Source organism: Pseudomonas sp. KD5, assembly GCF_012932895.1.
In the GTDB taxonomy this organism is placed as follows: domain Bacteria; phylum Pseudomonadota; class Gammaproteobacteria; order Pseudomonadales; family Pseudomonadaceae; genus Aquipseudomonas.
Genome location: NZ_JDWJ01000002.1, coordinates 199,609 through 216,318 on the forward strand (window position 1 = coordinate 199,609; position 16,710 = coordinate 216,318).

The following is a 16,710-nucleotide window of genomic DNA, read 5'->3' on the forward strand; positions in this document are numbered from 1 at the left end:
ACCGGAGAAGATTGAATCTCCCTAACTCGACCGGAGATCGGCTCATGACACAACTCAACGCTTCCTTGCTCAATCAGACTGTAGTGGTGATCGGTGGCAGCAGCGGAATAGGCGCAGCCGTCGCCCGGGCTGCAGCCGAGCGTGAGGCCCGTGTGGTCGCGGTGAGTCGCCGCCAGCCAGCGGTCGACCATGATGCAAAGATTCGACACGAAGCGGCGGACGTCACCGATGAAGCGTCGTTGCGACAGCTGTTCGAGCGCATCGGCCCTTTCGATCATCTGGTGATCACGGCCGGTCCGAGTGTGAGTGCCAAACCGCTGGTCGACAGCGATTTGCAGCACGCTCAACAGGCCTTCGACGTCAAATTCTGGGGCACGCTGCGGGCGATCCAGGTCGCGCTGCCATACCTGAGCGCACGTGGCAGCATCACGCTGACCTCGGGTCTGTTGTCACGCAAATTCGTCGCCGGGCAGTTCATCAAAACCACCTTGAATGCGGCGCTGGAGGCCTTGGGCAAGCAACTGGCCAAGGAACTGGCACCGCGCCGGGTCAACGTCATAAGTCCCGGCGTGACCGACACCGAGGCTTACTCCGGTATGGATGAAACGCAACGCGCCGCGATGTTTGCCCGTACCGCCGCCGCATTGCCGGTGGGCCGGGTCGGCACCCCGCAAGATCTGGCGGCAGCGTTTATTCTGGCCATGGAAAACGGCTTTATCAGCGGCACCGTCATCGACGTCGACGGAGGAGGGTTGCTATGAATTGGCACTTTGATCATCTGGCCTTCAACACCCCCGACGGGCAACCGTTGCAGGAGGCCTTCGGTTCGTTGTTGGGATTGGCGCCGGGACGCCGCCCGCCATTCCCGTTCCCCGGACGCTGGTTGTATCAGGATGCGCAGGCGCTGGTGCATGTGATCGAACAGCCGACGTTCGATGAGACGGCGTTGAGCCACATTGCCTTTCGCACCGATGAGGAGGCTGCCACGGTGTTGCGACGGGTGCAGGCCAGCGGTTTGCCGTATCAGGTGGCGCAGGTGCCGGAAGACGGGATCTGGCAGATTTTCGTTCAGATGCCGGGTGGGTTGGTGATTGAGCTGGATGCCAAAGCAGGAAATCTGGCGGGTGTTTAAGGGCGATGTTTAAAAGACATTTCCAGATACTCACTGAGGCTACATATTCTTGCGCCGCTGCCTACGACTGCGCCAGAATCCGCCGGCTAGTGCGCCTTGAGCCCGGGCTGTATCGTTTTCCCTGTCGCTGAAAAACAGCGATCGGGTTTGGTAGCCCGGGTTGTGCAAAGTGCAGAGCATCATCAATTGAGGCGTTTTTTCGTCTCGGCTTTATGGTGGCCATGCGCAGGGCGCCTTCGGGCGCGCCGGTTTTCTTGCACCTCCCGGTCTACCAACCTGTGCATGGCCACCACCCTTCGTTTGGTAGCGAGAGTGATGGCTCCTTCTTTTTAATGGTGCAGGAGTTACTACTATGTTCAAACCAACGCCAAATCCACCAGAAGCGGACGACGTTTCCCCCTACGAAACCCCCGATTCCAAAAAACTCAACGAAGCCGCCGAGCGCGCCCTCGATCATTACCTCAAACCACCCACCCCCAAAGCCACCAAGCGCAAACCCAGCACCATTTACCATGTCGGTGAAAAGGTCGATAACGAAACCCTGCTGGTCAACGCCTGCGAATCCCTGGCGTCAGCGAGCATGATGCTCACTGAATTCGCCGGGCTGATGGACATGCCCCATCGCAACATGATGTTGGGGATTCAATCGGTGGTCATGCTTGGGGAACTGGCCGTCAACCGGGTGCTGGACAACCTCGATCCTCAGAACTGAGTGATCCATTGTGGCGAGGGGGGGCTTGTTGTGGCGAGGGGGCTTGTCGGATCGCCGCACCGTCCCGCTCGGCTGCGCAGCAGTCGTCAATCCGGTGTATGCGATTTCTCTGATACACCGTGGTTACAGGTTTTGGGGTCGCTTCGCAACCCAACGGGGGCAAGCCCCCTCGCCACGAAAGCAGTGGTGTATCCATGAAATGAAGAACGGCCCGAACGGGCCGTTTTGTTTTCGCTGAACCTTAAACCCGCAACGTCCGGGTCATGCGCAACGCCAGCAAACTCCCACACACAATCACACCCGCCAGCAGGTATAACGCCGCATCGGTCGAACCAGTGCTGTCCTTGACCCAACCCACCAGATACGGGCTCAGGAACCCAGCCATCTGCCCCATGGAGTTGATCAACGCCAGACCACCAGCGGCCGCACCCGCGCTCAGCAGCGCCGTCGGCACCGGCCAGAACATCGGCAAGCCGGTGAGGGCGCCCATGGTGGCGAGGGTCAGGCCGAGGATCGCAATGGCCGGGGTGGTCGCGAAGTTCACGGCGATCAACAGACCGACCGCGCCCATCAGCATCGGCACCACCAAATGCCAGCGACGTTCTTTGCGCAGGTCCGCCGAGCGGCCCACCATCAACATGAACACCGCCGCCAGCAGGTACGGAATCGCGCTCAACCAGCCAATCACCAGGTTATCGCTGAAACCCAGGTTCTTGATGATCGACGGCAGCCAGAAGTTAATCGCGTAAACACCGCTCTGGATGCAGAAGTAGATCAATCCAAAGGCCCAGATCGCCGGGTTCTTGAACACTGCCCGCAAGGAATCGGTGGTGGTTTTCGGTTTACTGGCCAGGTCTTCTGCGTGGTCGGCTTCAAGCACGGAACGCTCGTACGGGGTCAGCCACTTGGCATTGGCGTAACTGTCGCTGAGCAGGAAATAGGCGAGGGCGCCGAGGATCACGGTCGGGATGCCTTGCAGCAGGAACATCCACTGCCAGCCGGCCAAACCGGCCTGGCCTGCGCCGAAGTGGTTGAGGATCCAGCCGGAAAACGGGCTGCCCAGCAGGCCCGACACCGGGATCGCCGACATGAACAGCGCCATGATGCGGCCACGGCGGAAGGTCGGGAACCACTGCGAAAGGTAAAGCACCACGCCTGGGAAGAACCCGGCTTCGGCGGCACCGGTGAACAGGCGCAGGGTGTAGAACTCGGTTGGTGTGGTGACGAACAGCAGGCAAGTCGAGAGCGCGCCCCAAGTCATCATCATCAACGCGATCCAGCGTCGCGGGCCGAATTTGGTCAGGGCCAGGTTGCTCGGTACGCCGCAGAGTACGTAGCCGATAAAGAAAATCCCGGCACCGAGGCCGTACACGGTTTCGCTGAATTTCAGTGCGTCGAGCATCTGCAGTTTGGCAAACCCGACGTTCACCCGGTCGAGGTAATTGAATAGGTAGCAGATGAAGATGAAGGGGATCAAACGCAGGGTAATGCGTTTGTAGACGGCGTTCTTGTCGTCAGCGTTGGCCAGGGTAGCGGTGGCGCTCTGTGACATGGCGGGCTCTCTCTTTATTATGATTTTTTGCGACGCAAGGGTAACGTTGATCGCCCAGTGAGTCTCGGCCACCCCTTGGGTGGTTGTCTTTGTGCCTGAGCACAGGGTTTGCAACCCTGGCCTGTGCGGGTGAACAACCCGTCCCATCACGCTTTCAAGGATCCCCGCTATGTTCGAACTCGATCACGACCTGGCCCAGGACATCGTCGACCGGGCGATGGCCATCCTGCCCTATAACGTCAATGTCATGGACAGTCAGGGGCTGATTCTTGGCAGCGGCGAGCCGGAGCGCATCAACACCCGTCACGAAGGCGCGCAACTGGTGCTGGCCAACGGGCGCGTGGTGGAGATCGACGCGCAAACGGCGATTCATCTCAAAGGCGTGCAGCCGGGCATTAATCTGCCGCTGTTGCTCGATCAGCGTTTGATCGGTGTGCTGGGCATCACCGGTGAACCGGAGCAATTGCGCACCTATGCCGAACTGGTGCGCATGACCGCCGAGATGCTGGTCGCCCAGCGCAATCAGCAGGCCGAGCAGCAATGGCGGCGTCAGCGTTGCGACGATCTGCTGGCGCTGCTGCTGAGCGAAGCGGGGGATTCGCCGCGGTTGCTGGATGAAGCGCAGCAACTGGGGCTCAAGCCGCAGCTGACACGGGTGCCGTATCTGTTCGAGTTGGGCATCGAACACGGCCCGAGCCAGACCGTTGAGGCGCTCAGCGCCTGGTTGACGTCACGCTACCCGGACAGTTGGTGCGTGAGCTCGGCCAAATCCTCATTGCTCTGGTGCCGCCCGGCGACGCCTGCGGTCGAGAACGAGCGATTGCTGGAAAAACTCGATGGCCTGGGCTGGAACATTTTGCGCATCGCCGTGGGCGGGCAGGCCGACGGCTTGTCGGGGTTGCGTCGCTGCTATCGGCGGGTCGGCGATTTGCTGGCCTACGGGCGCGATGTGTTGCCGCATTCGCGCTTGTTGATCCTGAACCGTTATCGGCTGCCGGTGATGCTCTGGCGGCACCGCGACGACGATGCGCTGGATGAACTGCTGCGGCCGCTGCGTAAAGTCATCGCCAAGGACGGCAACGGGCAACTGCTGGCGACCCTGCGCAGTTGGTGCGAACACGACGGCCAGAGCCAGGCCTGCGCCGATGCCTTGGGCATCCACCGCAACAGTTTGCGCTACCGCATGGAGCGAATCGCCGAACTCAGCGGCGTCGATCCGCTGAAGCTGGACGGAATGCTCGCGCTGTACCTTGGCGTCCAGCTCCTGCCACAAACCGAACTGCCGACCACCATGTAGCAGCTGCCGAGCCTGCGAGGCTGCGTTCGGCGACGCAGTCGTCGAAAGATCATGCGGCGCGGTGTGTCTGGTAAACCATATTTATAGAATTTACGACGACTGCGTCGCCGAACGCAGCCTCGCAGGCTCGGCAGCTGCTACGACGAGCGGGGTAGGCAAGGGTTTTGTGAAATTGAACAATAATCCTCACGACCGCTTGTGCAGCGGACCGGCGTTATTGTTCAGGCCTGCTGGCAGCATGGACGCATTGGAACTGGAGAATTCGCATGAAAATCGTCATTGCCCCCGATTCGTTCAAGGACAGCCTGAGTGCCCAAGGTGTGGCCGACGCCATCGCGTTGGGATTGGCGCAGGTCTGGCCAGACGCGCAATTGCTCAAGTGCCCGATGGCTGATGGTGGCGAAGGCACGGTCGAGTCGATTCTGGCCGCGTGCGACGGAGAACTGCGCCGCACCCGTGTTCGTGGGCCGTTGGGCGCCACGGTCGATGCCGCCTGGGGCTGGTTGCCGCAGAGCCACACCGCGATCATCGAAATGGCCGAGGCCAGTGGCCTGCAACTGGTGCCGACGAACCTGCGCGATGCCTGCACCAGCAGCACCTTCGGCACCGGCGAATTGATCCGCGCTGCGCTCGATGCCGGGGCGCAACGAGTGATTCTGGCGATTGGTGGCAGTGCCACGAATGACGGCGGCGCCGGGGCAATGCAGGCCTTGGGGGTGAAACTGCTGGATGCCCAGGGCCAAACCCTGGCGCCGGGTGGTCTGGCGCTGGCGCAACTGGCTCGTCTTGACCTGAGTGATGTCGACCCGCGCCTGGCCGAGGTGCGTTTCGACATCGCCGCCGACGTCAATAATCCACTGTGCGGCCCTCACGGTGCGTCAGCGATTTTCGGCCCGCAGAAAGGCGCGTCGCCCGAGCAAGTCCAGCAGTTGGACCTCGCTCTCGGGCATTTTGCCGAGCTCTGCGCGCAAGCACTGGACAAGGACGTGCGCGATGAACCGGGCAGTGGCGCGGCGGGCGGTCTGGGGTTTGCCGCGAAGGCGTTTCTCGGCGCGCAATTCCAGGCCGGTGTGGAAGTGGTCGCCGAACTGGTGGGGCTGGCCGAGGCGGTCAACGGCGCCGACCTGGTGATCACCGGCGAAGGCCGTTTCGATGCCCAGACGTTGCGCGGCAAAACCCCGTTTGGCGTGGCGCGCATTGCACGGCTGCATGGCGTGCCAGTCATCGTCATTGCCGGCACCTTGGGCGAGGGGTATCAGGCGCTGTACGAGCATGGCATCGATGCGGCTTTTGCATTGGCGAGCGGGCCGATGACCCTGGAGCAGGCCTGCGCCGAGGCGCCGCGATTGCTGCGTGAGCGCGCCAGTGACATCGCGCGGGTTTGGCGAGTGGCCGCCCGCAAGGCCTGACACTGTCTTCAGTAAAAAGAAATCTCTGTGGCGAGGGAGCTTGCTCCCGCTCGGTTGCGCAGCAGCCGTAAATTTTTTGGGGCCGCTACGCAGCCCAGCGGGAGCAAGCTCCCTCGCCACAAAGGCTACTGCGCAAAGCCGACCTCCGCGCAACATCTGTTTCACCGCTGAAACACTCTGCCGCCCTTGAAAAATATTTCTCCAGACCCCTGCAAAAATCCTAAACCCCGGCCGATACAGCCAATAGGCGTACACAAACCAATTACAACAGTGGCGCCAAACTGAAAGGTGCGCGCCATCGCCCGCCCGCCAGTGATCATGGCAAGGATGCTCGCCGCCTCAATTACCGAGATCATCCTATGTCACTGCGTAATCTGAAAATCGCGCCTCGAGCTTTCCTCGGTTTCGCTTTCATCGCCTTGCTGGTCATCGTGCTGGGTGTGTTTGCGGCGAATCGCATGTCGATCATCCGACAGGCCTCTGTGGATATGGAAAGCAATCAGCTACCCAGCGTCGGCTTCCTGGGTGTCATGACCGAAAACGTGCTGCGTCTGCGAATTCTCTCGTTCCGGGTTCTGGTGAACCGTGAGCCCGCGAGCCTGCAAGAAGCAGAAACCCGAATCGGGATACTGGTGGACAAGGTCAAGCAGGCACAGGCTGCTTATGGGGCATTGCCGGCCGGCGATGAGGAAGCGGCGTTATTCAAGACATTCTCGGCCACGCTGGACAAATACCTGCAAGCGGTGCGCGAGATGATGGAGCTTTCGCGGCAGAACAAACTGGATGAAATGCTCAACCTGATCAACACCCGGATCAAGGATGGCACCGATCAGATGGGCGAGCAGTTGAACAAGTTGATTGCCATCAACAAGGCTGGCGCGGCTGCGGCCGATGCCCAGGCCAAAGAGCAGTTTGCCTTTGCCACCAATGGCATCATCGTGGTCTCGGCGGTCGCTGCCCTGATGACCGTGCTGCTGGCCTGGCTGTTGACCCGCAGTATCGTCACGCCGCTGAACCGTGCGGTGCTCGCGGCCGAAACCATTGCCAGCGGCAACCTGAGCAAGGTCATCGAAGTCGATGGCAACGACGAACCGGCGCGTTTACTCGGCGCCTTGGCCACCATGCAGACGAACCTGCGCAAGACCATCGAACAGATCGCCGGCTCCGCGACGCAACTGGGCGCCGCCGCCGAAGAACTCAGCACCGTCACGCAAGAAGCGTCCCGTGGCCTGCAACAGCAGAACAACGAAATTGAACAGGCCGCCACCGCCGTCAACGAAATGACCGCCGCCGTGGAAGAAGTAGCACGCAATGCAGTATCGACGTCCGAAGCCTCGAACCAGTCGACCGCGGCCGCCCGTGAAGGTCGTGACCGGGTGGTGGAAACCGTCGACGCGATCCAGACCATGACCCACGACGTGCAAAACACTGCACTGATGATCGAGGGGCTGGCCGCTCAGGGCCGCGACATCGGCAAAGTGCTGGACGTGATCCGCGCCATTGCCGAGCAGACCAACCTGCTGGCCCTCAACGCCGCCATCGAAGCCGCCCGTGCCGGGGAGGCCGGGCGTGGCTTTGCGGTGGTGGCGGACGAGGTCCGGGCGCTGGCCCATCGCACCGCGCAATCGACCCAGGAAATCGAGAAAATGGTGGCCGGTATTCAGAACGGCACCGGTGAAGCGGTTTCGTCGATGCAACAAAGCAATCAGCGCACCCAAAGCACCCTGGAAATGGCCCGTGCGGCAGGTGTCGCCCTGGAACAGATCACTTCATCGATTCAGCTGATCAATGAACGCAACCTGGTGATCGCCAGCGCCTCGGAAGAACAGGCCCAGGTGTCCCGTGAAGTCGACCGCAACCTGGTAAACATCCGCGACCTGGCCACCCAGTCGGCCGCCGGTGCCAACCAGACCAGCGCCGCCACCCATGAACTGTCACGACTGGCGGTAGATTTGAACGCAATGGTGGCGCGTTTCGTGATTTGAGATAGGGTTGAAACTGGAACTCGCGCGTTAGGAGAAGTACATGCGCTATTCAGCCTTGACCCAACGAATCGACGGTGACGGAGCGGCAGCCTGGAAGATTCACGATCGAGCGCTGGAATTGCGCGAGCAGGGCGTCGACGTGCTGCTGCTGTCGGTCGGCGATCCGGATTTCGATACACCGCTGCCGATCGTCCACGCGGCCATCGACAGCCTGTTGGCCGGCGACACCCATTACTCGGATGTGCGCGGCACCCGTACATTGCGCAGCAGCATCGCCAGCCGTCATCAGCAGCGCTGCGGCCAGGAGGTGGACGCCGATCATGTGATCGTACTGCCCGGTGCGCAGTGCGCGGTGTATTCGGTTGCCCAGTGCCTGCTCGATCCGGGTGATGAAGTGATCATCGCCGAACCGATGTACGTCACTTATGAAGGCGTGTTCGGTGCCTGCGGGGCGAGCGTGGTGCCTGTGGCGGTGCGTCCGGAGAACGGCTTTCGGGTCGAGCCGGCGGATGTCGCGGCGCTGATCACCGCTAAAACCCGGGTCATTCTGCTCAACAGTCCGAACAATCCGTCCGGTGCCAGCCTTTCCTTGAAAAGCTGGCAGGAACTGGCGGCGCTCTGTGTGCAGCATGACCTCTGGCTGATCAGCGATGAGGTCTATAGCGACCTGTTGTATGAGGGCGAGCACATCAGCCCGGCCAGCCTGCCGGGTATGGCCGAGCGCACCGCGACCCTCAACAGTTTGTCCAAATCCCATGCCATGACTGGCTGGCGGGTAGGCTGGATGATCGGCCCGAAACCTCTGGCCGATCATGTGATGCATCTGTCGTTGTGCATGCTGTTCGGCATTCCGGATTTCGTTCAGAAAGCCGCGCAAGCAGCACTTGATAAGGATTTGCCGGAAGTGGCGCTGATGCGTGAGGAGTATCGCCAGCGACGCGATCTGGTGTGCGCGAGGTTGAGCGGTTGCCCCGGTATCCGGCCGATCAAGCCCGATGGCGGGATGTTTGTGATGCTCGATGTGCGCCAGACCGGGCTCGGCGCCCAGGATTTTGCCGAGCGGCTGCTGGAAGGTTATGGCGTGTCGGTGCTGGCCGGCGAAGCCTTCGGGCCGAGTGCGGCGGGGCACATACGCATCGGGCTGGTGGTGGACCAGGTGAAGCTGGCGGAAGCGTGTCGGCGAATTGCGTCCTGTGCGGCGGATTTGCTGCAGATGCGACGGGCCTGATCGCGCCATCGACTAATTTGATATTGATCAACTTCTGCATTGCTTTGCTGGCTAGACTGAAAATCAATACGACGTAACAAGTCGAGGTTGTACTTCATGTCCTGGTTCCGCCGGCACCGCCAACGCCTACTGCGCCTGATCCTCGCCGTATGGGGGGTTGCTGTGACCGTGATGGCAATCCAGGGGTGTCTGGTACAGCCGATTCACAATTTGGCCGCGCCACACAATGTCGAACAGCATCTGCTGGAGGGGCATGCGCTCCACGCCAATGGTTGCCTTCAAAACTGTGAGGACACTGCCACGGCGATAAAACCTGCATTGCAGATGCCAGCAGCGGATCCTGTCCACTGGGCTGCCCTGTTACTGCTAACGGCGGCAGTCCTGATTATGGTGTTTGATCCTGAGCAAAAATCCTCCTTCGCCGCTCTTGTACTGAAACGTCCCGCGCCACCCGAAAGCCCTGTACGTCTTACTTTCGTCCGTTTCAACGATTAACCCCTGTCTCAGAGTGGCAGAGCACGGGTTGCTCTGTCCTGCTGCGTCGCTGTTTCGCGACTCGGTTATTCCTGCTTATCCCCTCACAATCTCAGGAGTTCATCATGCAAGTGCATTCGAAATGGGTTCTGGCTGCCGTCTTGGCCAGCCGTGCATTCATGGTCTCTGCCGAGGATGCGCATCACCCGGCCGACGCGCCAGCCGACGCAACCGTGAGCACCGCCCCGGCATCGACGACCATGACCAAAGCCATGACCGAGCAAATGCAGAAAATGCAGGCTGCACATGACAAAGCAGCAGCGGCTGAAACGCCGGCTGAGCGCCAGTCCGCCTTGCAAGAAGGCATGAAAGCGATGCAGGACAGCATGGCCATGATGAGTAAGGAGCAGGGTGCGATGGGTTGTATGGGAGCTAAGGACAGTGAAGGCAAAGGGATGATGGACATGATGATGCAGATGATGGAGCAGCAGTCGTCCATGATGGAAATGCCGATGAAAAAGTGAATGTGCGGTAGAGCTGCTGCAAATGACATGGCTCTGGCGCTGGAGGGGTGAATGCAGCCAGCACCCCTCTGATGTTTGTTGTTGAGGAGCACCCACCATGAACCATACAGAATCGGCCTACGGTCTTTGGTCGCTGGTTATCATCAACTCATTGGTGTTTATCCTGTTTGCCTTCAGTTTCACCCGGCCCAGGACGAGCCGCGATTGGCGCTCATTCGGTATGTTCTCGGCGTTCCTGGTGGCTCTGTTTACCGAAATGTACGGTTTCCCGCTGACGATCTACCTGTTGATGCCCTGGCTCACTCGTCACTTCCCTGGCATCGACTTCCTTTCGCACGACGCTGGGCATTTGCTCGAAGTAATGATGGGGGGGAAGGTCAATCCACACTGGGGTCCATTCCACATTGTCAGCAACCTGCTGATCGCTGGAGGCTTCTGGTTATTGGCGGCCGCCTGGCGTGTGCTCTACAAGGCCCAAAGCACTGGCCAACTGGCGCTCGACGGACCGTATTTACGGATCCGTCACCCGCAGTACGCTGGCTTTGTGCTGATCATGTTTGGCTTTTTGTTGCAATGGCCGACATTGATCACCCTGGCAATGTTTCCAATTCTCCTGTTGGTCTACGCCAGGCTGGCGAAGCGAGAAGAGCAGGAGATGCTTGCGCACTTCGGTGATGCCTACCGAACTTACTGTGAACAGACTCCGGCATTCCTGCCCTGGTCAGCCCCCCACAGCCCCAACACTCCTACTGGTAGCCCTCCAGGCTCAGGAAAACAATCATGAACGCTCCCTGGAAAACCGGCATTTCTCTGGCCCTGACCATGGCCATTTCCTACACCATCTGTGCGTTGCTCTATGCGCTATGGCCGGCGCAGGGTATTGCTTTCCTCAGTGCCTTGTTCCATGGACTCGACTTCAGTCGTCTTCAAGCTCCGCAAGACTACAGTGTGGCGACTTTCGTCGGACCGCTGCTGGTCTTGAGTGTATGGGGCGCGTTGGTCGGTACCTTGTTTGCGTGGCTGTCCGCCAAGCTTCATGGCAGGCCTTGATAGCTGCTTCGAGTAGGAGGCCGTGATGAGCGAATCACACATGCAGCACAGCCAACACCAGCAGGCGCTTGCATCAGGGAAAATGGCGAAAGACCCGATCTGCGGGATGATGGTTGATATGACCATGGCGTTGTCACGAGAACGTGGCGGGCGCACCTATTACTTTTGCAGCGATAGTTGCGTGCGCATCTTCGAGTCGCCAGAAAATGAACTGAAGGCGATGAAAACCCGCGTGACTATCGCCCTGACCGGTGTATTGGCCTTGGCGCTGCTGCGTGCGGGCGCCTTCATCGCGCTGGCCGCGGGTGCCACCTTGCTGACTTGGGTGCCGATCCCGGCACTCCCTTGGTTCACGTGGGGTATCTGGCTATTCCTGCTGGTAACACCGGTGCAGTTCATCGGCGGCTGGAGTTTCTATAAGGGGGCGTGGAATGCCATTCGCACCCGTAGCATCAACATGGATTTTCTGATCGCCCTCGGCACATCGGTCGCCTATTTCTACAGTGTCGCGGTGTTGTTCTTCCCGGATGTCCTGCCGGTCAAGGTAGCCGAGCGCGACGTCTATTTCGAGGTGTCGGCGGTCATCATCGCCTTCGTACTGCTTGGCAGGTACATGGAGGAGATCATCAAGAAAAAATCCTCGGCGGCGGTGCGGCGCTTACTTGATCTCAAGCCTGCGATTGCGCATGTGATTCGTGACGGGCAAGAGGTCGACTTGCCTGCTGAAAACGTCATGGCCGGGGAGTTTCTGGTGGTCAAGCCTGGCGAGAAAATCCCCACCGATGGCGATGTCAGTGAAGGTCAGTCAACGGTGGATGAGTCCATGCTGACCGGCGAGTCGATGCCGGTCGACAAACACCCGGGCAGCCCGGTGATCGGAGGCACGCTCAATGGCAGTGGGGTGCTCACTTTCAAGGCGAGCAGGATCGGTGCCGATACCGCACTGGCGCAGATCATCAGGATGGTTGAGGAAGCACAGACCAGCACGGCACAGATCCAGCGGTTGGCCGATCAGGTCACGGGCTACTTTGTGCCGGCAGTGGTGACAGTCGCGATACTGGCCCTGATCGGCTGGTCTGTTGCGGGGAGTTTTCCGCAAGGGCTGTTGGCCTTTATCGCGGTGCTGATCATTTCCTGCCCCTGCGCCCTGGGCGTGGCGACGCCCGCCGCGTTAATGGTCGGTGTTGGCAAGGGGGCTGATAACGGCATCCTGATTCGCGGCGGCGAAGTGCTGGAGCGGGCAGAAAAACTGAGTACGGTGGTGTTCGACAAAACCGGCACCATTACCCGAGGCGAACCCAACGTAACCGATGTGATTTCGCTAGGCGCAGCGTCGGAACACGAGGTTTTGATGCTCGCCGCTGCTGTGGAGTCCGGTTCGGAACATCCGCTTGGTGCCGCGATTGTGCGCGCCGCCCGGCATCGCGATATCAGCCTGCCGAAAGCGAGCGACATCAAAGGGATCGCCGGTCACGGCATCGAAGGCAAGATCGACAATCGCACCCTCTGGCTGGGCAACCGGCGTTTATTCGCCCGCCAAGGCATTTCGACCGAGGCTGCCGAGGAGCACCTCATCCGTCTGGAAGCCGATGGCAAGACCGCCATGCTGGTCGGAGTCGATGACCGTTTGCTCGGTGTGATTGCTGTGGCCGATACCATTAAACCTGAAGCGGCCGAGGCTGTTGCGGCGTTGCTGGCCAGCGGCATCAAGGTCGTGCTGCTGAGCGGTGACAACCACCGTACTGCCGAAGCAGTCGCACGCCAGGTGGGCATCGAGCGAGTGATTGCCGAGGTTTTACCGAGCGACAAGGTCGCAGTGATCCGTCAATTGCAAAGCGAAGGGCAGGTCGTGGCCATGGTTGGCGATGGTGTCAACGATGCGCCTGCCCTGGCCACCGCAGACATCGGCATCGCCATCGGCTCGGGTTCCGATGTAGCCAAGGAAACCGGCGGCATCATCCTGCTCAAGAACGATGTGCGTGACGTGGTGACCGCGATCAAGCTGTCGCGCGCAACCATGGTCAAGATTAAACAAAACCTGTTCTGGGCATTCATCTACAACAGTATCGGCATTCCAATCGCGGCCTTTGGTGTGCTTAACCCCATCATCGCTGCCGCCGCCATGGCACTCAGCTCCCTGTCGGTGGTTGCCAACTCCGCACTGCTTAAACGTGCCCGTGTTGGTTTAAGCCAGGAGGCCACATCATGAAACGCGAAGTTTTGATTATCTGCCTTCTGACCAGTGTCGCGGGTATTGCAACGGCGATTTACCTGCTGGGGCTGACGGGCAAATCGTTGGCCATAGCAGCGATATTCCTGCTATGCCCGGTCTTGGTCGGGGTGCAACTTTTTCGCGGCGTCCGCCAATTCGATAAGGACATGGCCGAGGCCCGTCGCAAACCCCACAGGAGGAATCAGTTATGAGACGCCATTATGTTCCCCATCGCAGCGCCGGCCGTGTCAACGGGTTCTTCCTCGGCTTTCTTGCCATCGCCGGGTACTTCCTGTTGACCGAGCACCGGGCCCACGTCATTCCCTACTTGCCATTCCTGCTGTTGCTGGCCTGTCCGCTCATGCATTTGTTCATGCATCGTGGACACGGTGGGCATGGCGGTCACGAACAGGCCAATCGCGGTGAGCATGACGCGCACGGTGGCTGCTGCGGCCATCAGCACCGCGACGATCACGCAGGCCATGCGCCCGAATCCGGTAGTCAGCCGGACGGCGCGACGCAACGCCCAGACCTATGAGTGCCGTGCCGTATATCGCATGAGACCCTGCCTGCGTGCAGTGAGGGCAGTAGTATGGTGAACAAGTCCTGGATAGTGGCTTCTTCAGCGAATCGACTTACTGCGCCAAGGCGCCGAAAGGAGTGTGCTCATGCCGATACGCAGTGTGCTTGAGTTACGCGTCCGCCGGCTCGGCATTGATACCCACCAGCAGCCGGTGGCGTTCATGCCACGGGATTGTCACGTCTGCCGCTCGGAAGGTTTTTCCGCCTTGTCACGTATTGAACTGGTCAAAGGCACGCGTCGCGTCATCGCGACGCTGATGGTGGTGGATGGACGGTGGATAGCCGGCGGTGAGGTTGGGCTATCGGAATCGGCCTGTCGGCTGCTCGGTGCTCAGGAGGGTGAAAGCGTTGCCGTGCGTCACCCGGCGCCGGTAGAGTCGATGAGCGCCGTGCGCGGGAAGATCTATGGAAGTGCGCTGTCGCGGGAGGCGCTGACCGCGATCGTGAATGACATCGATGCCGGCCGATTCAGCGATGTGGAGCTGGCGGCCTTTCTAACCGGCTGTACCGGTAACCAACTGTCGCTCACCGAGATCCGCTATCTGACCGAAGCCATGGTTGAAACCGGCGAGCGTCTGCACTGGGACCGGTCACCGGTGCTGGACAAGCACTGCGTCGGTGGGCTGCCGGGGAATCGGACCACGCCCATCGTGGTGGCCATCGTCGCGGCCAACGGCCTTTGCATACCCAAGACTTCCTCCCGCGCCATTACCTCGCCAGCGGGTACAGCCGATACCATGGAGACCCTGGCCCCGGTCGCTCTCGATTTGCCGGCGATGCGCAAGGTCGTGGAGCAAGAAAACGGTTGTGTCGTGTGGGGCGCGGCCGTGCAACTGAGCCCGACCGATGATGTCATGATCCGGGTCGAACGAGCCCTGGACTTGGACAGCCAAGGCCAGTTGGTGGCCTCGGTGTTGTCGAAGAAACTGGCGGCCGGTGCCAGTCATGTGTTGATCGATATCCCGGTCGGCGCCACCGCGAAAGTACGCGATCTGCCGGCGGCGATAAAACTGCAAACGCTGTTGGTCGAGGTCGGCGGTCGGCTTGGCCTCAACGTCAAGGTGCATGTCTCGAACGGTGATGGCCCTGTTGGGCGGGGTATCGGTCCGGCATTGGAAGCGTGCGATGTGCTGGCGGTGCTGCGCGGCGATGCGCAGGCGCCGCCGGACTTGCGTGAGCGTACCCTCGACCTCGCCGGTCTGTTACTGGAAATGGCCGGCAAGGCGCCGACCGATAGTGGCTATGCGCTCGCCGCCACAACCTTGGCGAGCGGTAGTGCCTGGCGAAAATTCCAGGCCATCGCGAACGCCCAGGGCGGACTGCGAGAGCCACCGCAGGCGCGCTATAGGCACCCGGTCCTGGCCGGCCGTGAAGGTCGTGTGTGCCGCATCGACAACCGCGTACTGTCGCGCATCGGGAAATTGGCCGGGGCACCAGCGGCCCCCGCGGCCGGGCTGGTACTCGGTACGGCGCTCGGAGAACGGGTCGAGGCCGATCAGCCGCTCTATACCGTGCATGCCGAAAGCCCGGGCGAACTGGCCTATGCGCTGGAGTATGCACAGCAGCACCCGGAACTCTTCTTCATCGAGGAGGATGCGCCATGAATCCCCTGCTGTTTTGTCTCGACGGCAATCTGGCTTTACAGACTGGGCTGGCGGCGGCTGCGAGGTTGCAACCTGCCGTCTGCCAATTGAGGCAGTTTCCCGACGAGGAAAGCTACGTACGTGTGTTGAGCGACGTGCAGGGCCGTGACGCGGTGATTCTGTGCAGCCTGCACGGTCCGGACAAACGGTTCATACCGCTGTGCTTCCTTATGGAAACCCTGCGCGAGATGGGTACTCGCTCTGTGGGCCTGGTTGCTCCCTACTTGGCCTATATGCGCCAGGACCAGCGTTTTCATCCGGGTGAGGCTGTCAGCGCGCGTCTGTTCGCTGCTCTGTTGGCTCCGCACATCGACTGGTTGGTGACGGTGGATCCGCACCTGCATCGTATCCATGATCTAGGCACCCTATACCCGGTACCGCATCGAGTCGTACATGCCGCGCCGGCCCTGGCAGCCTGGATCCCCGGCAAGATCGCCCGACCTTTGTTGATCGGTCCGGACAGCGAAAGCGAGCAATGGGTATCGGAGGTCGCCCGGCTGGCGAAAGCACCATTCATCGTGCTGCAGAAAATGCGACTCGGCGATCGGGAGGTCGCGGTCTCCGTGCCCGATATCCAGCGTTGGCGAGAACACACCCCGGTGTTGATCGACGACATCATTTCGACGGGGCATACCCTGCTCGAAACCGCCGGGCACCTGCAACGAGCAGGCATGCGCCCACCGGTGGCCTTGGCGGTGCACGGAGTGTATGCAGAACACGCCCAACGCGACCTGCAAGCGGCCGGCATTCAGGTCTTCACCAGCAATAGCATCCGGCACGCCAGCAACGCCATCGATCTGTCGACACTGCTTGCACAAGCCATCAAGGAGCTTGCCCCATGACTTCCGTACTCACTCATCACGGGCACTCACGGGCTGATCGCAAACAGCGCCGTCGTGCACGAGGTACT

The 16,710-nt window shown here is 60.6% G+C and carries 17 protein-coding genes and 1 pseudogene; 17 read left to right on the plus strand and 1 reads right to left on the minus strand.

The features are described 5' to 3' along the window. Positions 1-44 precede the first annotated feature (44 nt). From AF70_RS04665 to AF70_RS04675, 3 genes are all read left to right on the plus strand, one after another. Positions 45-761 (plus strand): SDR family oxidoreductase, encoded by a 717-nt coding sequence (locus tag AF70_RS04665; protein WP_028940660.1) that lies wholly within the window; start codon positions 45-47, stop codon positions 759-761. Continuing rightward, the gene (locus AF70_RS04670; protein ID WP_028940659.1) at positions 758-1,132 is read left to right on the plus strand and encodes a hypothetical protein; all 375 of its coding nucleotides are present in this window, start codon (positions 758-760) and stop codon (positions 1,130-1,132) included. The genes AF70_RS04665 and AF70_RS04670 overlap by 4 nt, the downstream gene beginning before the upstream one ends. A 352-nt stretch (positions 1,133-1,484) precedes the next feature. Next, entirely contained in the window at positions 1,485-1,844 is a 360-nt protein-coding gene (locus AF70_RS04675) for a DUF6124 family protein (protein WP_028940658.1), read from the plus strand. Positions 1,845-2,085: 241 nt separating this feature from the next. Here the strand turns inward: AF70_RS04675 and AF70_RS04680 are convergent, their stop codons facing one another. Then, positions 2,086-3,396 carry an MFS transporter gene (locus tag AF70_RS04680; protein WP_028940657.1) on the minus strand — a complete coding sequence of 437 codons (1,311 nt, stop codon included), beginning with the start codon at positions 3,394-3,396 and terminating at the stop codon, positions 2,086-2,088. A gap of 169 nt (positions 3,397-3,565) precedes the next feature. On the opposite strand from AF70_RS04680, the gene AF70_RS04685 reads away from it, so the two are divergent. The 14 genes and pseudogenes from AF70_RS04685 (at position 3,566) to AF70_RS04745 (ending at position 16,642) form a co-directional block, all read left to right on the plus strand. Next, positions 3,566-4,693 (plus strand): sugar diacid recognition domain-containing protein, encoded by a 1,128-nt coding sequence (locus AF70_RS04685; protein ID WP_028940656.1) that lies wholly within the window; start codon positions 3,566-3,568, stop codon positions 4,691-4,693. 266 nt (positions 4,694-4,959) lie between these two features. Continuing rightward, entirely contained in the window at positions 4,960-6,102 is a 1,143-nt protein-coding gene (locus tag AF70_RS04690) for a glycerate kinase (protein ID WP_028940655.1), read from the plus strand. A 359-nt stretch (positions 6,103-6,461) separates the two neighbouring features. After that, positions 6,462-7,229, plus strand: a pseudogene (locus AF70_RS30015) (MCP four helix bundle domain-containing protein); the annotation flags it as partial. Then, positions 7,224-8,087 (plus strand): methyl-accepting chemotaxis protein, encoded by an 864-nt coding sequence (locus tag AF70_RS30020; protein ID WP_371929189.1) that lies wholly within the window; start codon positions 7,224-7,226, stop codon positions 8,085-8,087. The pseudogene AF70_RS30015 and the gene AF70_RS30020, both read left to right, overlap by 6 nt. A gap of 40 nt (positions 8,088-8,127) precedes the next feature. After that, entirely contained in the window at positions 8,128-9,315 is a 1,188-nt protein-coding gene (locus AF70_RS04700) for a pyridoxal phosphate-dependent aminotransferase (RefSeq protein WP_028940652.1), read from the plus strand. Between the two features lie 96 nt (positions 9,316-9,411). Continuing rightward, complete coding sequence (locus AF70_RS04705) at positions 9,412-9,810, plus strand: hypothetical protein (RefSeq protein ID WP_028940651.1); 399 nt, start codon at positions 9,412-9,414, stop codon at positions 9,808-9,810. Positions 9,811-9,914: 104 nt separating this feature from the next. Beyond that, the gene (locus tag AF70_RS04710) at positions 9,915-10,313 is read left to right on the plus strand and encodes a hypothetical protein (RefSeq protein ID WP_019578810.1); all 399 of its coding nucleotides are present in this window, start codon (positions 9,915-9,917) and stop codon (positions 10,311-10,313) included. 97 nt (positions 10,314-10,410) lie between these two features. Next, the gene (locus AF70_RS04715; protein ID WP_028940650.1) at positions 10,411-11,097 is read left to right on the plus strand and encodes an isoprenylcysteine carboxylmethyltransferase family protein; all 687 of its coding nucleotides are present in this window, start codon (positions 10,411-10,413) and stop codon (positions 11,095-11,097) included. Beyond that, the gene (locus tag AF70_RS04720; protein WP_018929095.1) at positions 11,094-11,363 is read left to right on the plus strand and encodes a DUF5676 family membrane protein; all 270 of its coding nucleotides are present in this window, start codon (positions 11,094-11,096) and stop codon (positions 11,361-11,363) included. The genes AF70_RS04715 and AF70_RS04720 overlap by 4 nt, the downstream gene beginning before the upstream one ends. 25 nt (positions 11,364-11,388) lie before the next feature. Continuing rightward, on the plus strand, positions 11,389-13,572 hold the full coding sequence (locus tag AF70_RS04725) for a heavy metal translocating P-type ATPase (protein WP_028940649.1): 2,184 nt from the start codon (positions 11,389-11,391) through the stop codon (positions 13,570-13,572). After that, entirely contained in the window at positions 13,569-13,787 is a 219-nt protein-coding gene (locus tag AF70_RS04730; RefSeq protein ID WP_019578814.1) for a hypothetical protein, read from the plus strand. Before AF70_RS04725 ends, AF70_RS04730 begins: the two co-directional genes overlap by 4 nt. After that, on the plus strand, positions 13,784-14,113 hold the full coding sequence (locus AF70_RS04735) for a DUF2933 domain-containing protein (protein WP_081791073.1): 330 nt from the start codon (positions 13,784-13,786) through the stop codon (positions 14,111-14,113). The genes AF70_RS04730 and AF70_RS04735 overlap by 4 nt, the downstream gene beginning before the upstream one ends. Positions 14,114-14,243: 130 nt before the next feature. After that, on the plus strand, positions 14,244-15,761 hold the full coding sequence (locus tag AF70_RS04740; RefSeq protein ID WP_028940648.1) for a thymidine phosphorylase family protein: 1,518 nt from the start codon (positions 14,244-14,246) through the stop codon (positions 15,759-15,761). Then, positions 15,758-16,642 (plus strand): ribose-phosphate pyrophosphokinase, encoded by an 885-nt coding sequence (locus AF70_RS04745; RefSeq protein WP_019578817.1) that lies wholly within the window; start codon positions 15,758-15,760, stop codon positions 16,640-16,642. Before AF70_RS04740 ends, AF70_RS04745 begins: the two co-directional genes overlap by 4 nt. Positions 16,643-16,710 lie beyond the last annotated feature (68 nt).

Coding starts and splice junctions, on each gene's coding strand:
- AF70_RS04665 (WP_028940660.1), top strand. CDS start 45: ATGACACAACTCAACGCTTCCTTGCTCAATCAGACTGTAGTGGTGATC.
- AF70_RS04670 (WP_028940659.1), top strand. CDS start 758: ATGAATTGGCACTTTGATCATCTGGCCTTCAACACCCCCGACGGGCAA.
- AF70_RS04675 (WP_028940658.1), top strand. CDS start 1,485: ATGTTCAAACCAACGCCAAATCCACCAGAAGCGGACGACGTTTCCCCC.
- AF70_RS04680 (WP_028940657.1), bottom strand. CDS start 3,396: ATGTCACAGAGCGCCACCGCTACCCTGGCCAACGCTGACGACAAGAAC.
- AF70_RS04685 (WP_028940656.1), top strand. CDS start 3,566: ATGTTCGAACTCGATCACGACCTGGCCCAGGACATCGTCGACCGGGCG.
- AF70_RS04690 (WP_028940655.1), top strand. CDS start 4,960: ATGAAAATCGTCATTGCCCCCGATTCGTTCAAGGACAGCCTGAGTGCC.
- AF70_RS30020 (WP_371929189.1), top strand. CDS start 7,224: ATGCAGACGAACCTGCGCAAGACCATCGAACAGATCGCCGGCTCCGCG.
- AF70_RS04700 (WP_028940652.1), top strand. CDS start 8,128: ATGCGCTATTCAGCCTTGACCCAACGAATCGACGGTGACGGAGCGGCA.
- AF70_RS04705 (WP_028940651.1), top strand. CDS start 9,412: ATGTCCTGGTTCCGCCGGCACCGCCAACGCCTACTGCGCCTGATCCTC.
- AF70_RS04710 (WP_019578810.1), top strand. CDS start 9,915: ATGCAAGTGCATTCGAAATGGGTTCTGGCTGCCGTCTTGGCCAGCCGT.
- AF70_RS04715 (WP_028940650.1), top strand. CDS start 10,411: ATGAACCATACAGAATCGGCCTACGGTCTTTGGTCGCTGGTTATCATC.
- AF70_RS04720 (WP_018929095.1), top strand. CDS start 11,094: ATGAACGCTCCCTGGAAAACCGGCATTTCTCTGGCCCTGACCATGGCC.
- AF70_RS04725 (WP_028940649.1), top strand. CDS start 11,389: ATGAGCGAATCACACATGCAGCACAGCCAACACCAGCAGGCGCTTGCA.
- AF70_RS04730 (WP_019578814.1), top strand. CDS start 13,569: ATGAAACGCGAAGTTTTGATTATCTGCCTTCTGACCAGTGTCGCGGGT.
- AF70_RS04735 (WP_081791073.1), top strand. CDS start 13,784: ATGAGACGCCATTATGTTCCCCATCGCAGCGCCGGCCGTGTCAACGGG.
- AF70_RS04740 (WP_028940648.1), top strand. CDS start 14,244: ATGCCGATACGCAGTGTGCTTGAGTTACGCGTCCGCCGGCTCGGCATT.
- AF70_RS04745 (WP_019578817.1), top strand. CDS start 15,758: ATGAATCCCCTGCTGTTTTGTCTCGACGGCAATCTGGCTTTACAGACT.